The sequence below is a fragment of the Thermobacillus xylanilyticus genome, assembly GCF_907165215.1.
Classification (GTDB): domain Bacteria; phylum Bacillota; class Bacilli; order Paenibacillales; family Paenibacillaceae; genus Thermobacillus; species Thermobacillus xylanilyticus.
In genome coordinates this window covers 1-2,338 of the sequence record NZ_CAJRAY010000055.1, presented here as the reverse complement: position 1 = coordinate 2,338, position 2,338 = coordinate 1, and the positions used below count along the sequence as shown (strand labels likewise).

1 rRNA gene is annotated in these 2,338 nt (G+C 56.5%); it reads right to left on the bottom strand.

The window, feature by feature from the left end:
• Nucleotides 1–3: 3 nt before the first annotated feature.
• Nucleotides 4–2,338, bottom strand: a 23S ribosomal RNA gene (locus KJQ12_RS11285); the annotation flags it as partial.

Sequence of the window (2,338 nt, the reverse complement as noted above, 5' to 3'; positions counted from 1 at the left end):
ATTTAGGATAAGCCCTCGACCGATTAGTATTCGTCAGCTTCACGCGTTGCCGCGCTTCCACCTCGAACCTATCAACCTGGTCATCTTCCAGGGGTCTTACCTTTACAGTGGGAAATCTCATCTTGAGGGGGGCTTCGCGCTTAGATGCTTTCAGCGCTTATCCCTTCCGTACTTGGCTACCCAGCGGTGCTCCTGGCGGAACAACTGGTACACCAGCGGTACGTCCATCCCGGTCCTCTCGTACTAAGGACAGCTCCTCTCAAATTTCCTGCGCCCGCGACAGATAGGGACCGAACTGTCTCACGACGTTCTGAACCCAGCTCGCGTACCGCTTTAATGGGCGAACAGCCCAACCCTTGGGACCTACTTCAGCCCCAGGATGCGATGAGCCGACATCGAGGTGCCAAACCTCCCCGTCGATGTGGACTCTTGGGGGAGATAAGCCTGTTATCCCCAGGGTAGCTTTTATCCGTTGAGCGATGGCCCTTCCATTCGGTACCACCGGATCACTAAGCCCGACTTTCGTCCCTGCTCGACTTGTCAGTCTCGCAGTCAAGCTCCCTTCTGCCTTTACACGCTCCGAATGATTTCCAACCATTCTGAGGGAACCTTTGGGCGCCTCCGTTACGCTTTGGGAGGCGACCGCCCCAGTCAAACTGCCCGCCTGACACGGTCCCCGCACCGGATCACGGTGCCAGGTTAGAACTTCGATACGATCAGGGTGGTATCCCAACGGCGCCTCCACCGAAGCTGGCGCCCCGGCTTCCCAGGCTCCCACCTATCCTGTACAGACCGTACCAAAGTCCAATATCAAGCTGCAGTAAAGCTCCATGGGGTCTTTCCGTCTTGTCGCGGGTAACCTGCATCTTCACAGGTACTAAAATTTCACCGGATCTCTCGTTGAGACAGCGCCCAAGTCGTTACGCCATTCGTGCGGGTCGGAATTTACCCGACAAGGAATTTCGCTACCTTAGGACCGTTATAGTTACGGCCGCCGTTTACTGGGGCTTCGGTTCACAGCTTCGGCCTAAACCTAACCGCTCCCCTTAACCTTCCAGCACCGGGCAGGCGTCAGCCCGTATACTTCGCCTTGCGGCTTCGCACAGACCTGTGTTTTTGCTAAACAGTCGCTTGGGCCTTTTCACTGCGGCCCCCTCGGGCTATTCACCCTACCGGGGCACCCCTTCTCCCGAAGTTACGGGGTCATTTTGCCGAGTTCCTTAACGAGAGTTCTTCCGCGCGCCTCAGCATGCTCTGCTTGCCTACCTGTGTCGGTTTGCGGTACGGGCACCTTCGCCTGGCTAGAGGCTTTTCTCGGCAGCCAGAACGCATGACCTTCGGTACTACAAGTTTCCCTCCCCGTCACAGCTCAGCCTTATGATGTGCGGATTTGCCTGCACACCAGCCTCGCTGCTTGGACGGACTATTCCAGCAGTCCGCGTCACTGTCCTTCTGCGTCACCCCATCGCTCATAACGGCTTACGGTGGTACAGGAATATCAACCTGTTGTCCTTCGACTACGCCTTTCGGCCTCGCCTTAGGCCCCGACTAACCCTGAGCGGACGAACCTTCCTCAGGAAACCTTAGGCTTTCGGCGGATGGGATTCTCACCCATCTTTTCGTTACTCATACCGGCATTCTCACTCGAGTACACTCCACCAGTCCTTCCGGTCTGACTTCAACGCGTACCCGACGCTCCCCTACCCCAGCACACGAAGTGTGCGTAGCCATAGCTTCGGCGGCGTGTTTAGCCCCGTTACATTTTCGGCGCAGAGTCACTCGACCAGTGAGCTATTACGCACTCTTTGAATGATGGCTGCTTCTAAGCCAACATCCTGGTTGTCTTTGCAACTCCACATCCTTTCCCACTTAACACGCACTTGGGGGCCTTAGCTGATGATCTGGGCTGTTTCCCTCTTGACCATGGATCTTAGCACTCATGGTCTGACTCCCGGGCAGCAAGTATGCGGCATTCGGAGTTTGACAAGACTTGGTAACCCTTGGCGGGCCCCGCACCCTATCAGTGCTCTACCTCCGCTACTCTACACCCGAGGCTAGCCCTAAAGCTATTTCGGGGAGAACCAGCTATTTCCGAGTTCGATTGGAATTTCTCCGCTACCCCCACCTCATCCCCGAGCTTTTCAACGCTCGTGGGTTCGGGCCTCCAGTCCGTGTTACCGAACCTTCACCCTGGACAGGGGTAGATCACCCGGTTTCGGGTCTGCGCCTGCGTACTCATTCGCCCTCTTCAGACTCGCTTTCGCTCCGGCTTCGGCTCCCCGCCTTAACCTTGCACGCAAACGCAACTCGCCGGTTCATTCTACAAAAGGCACGCCAT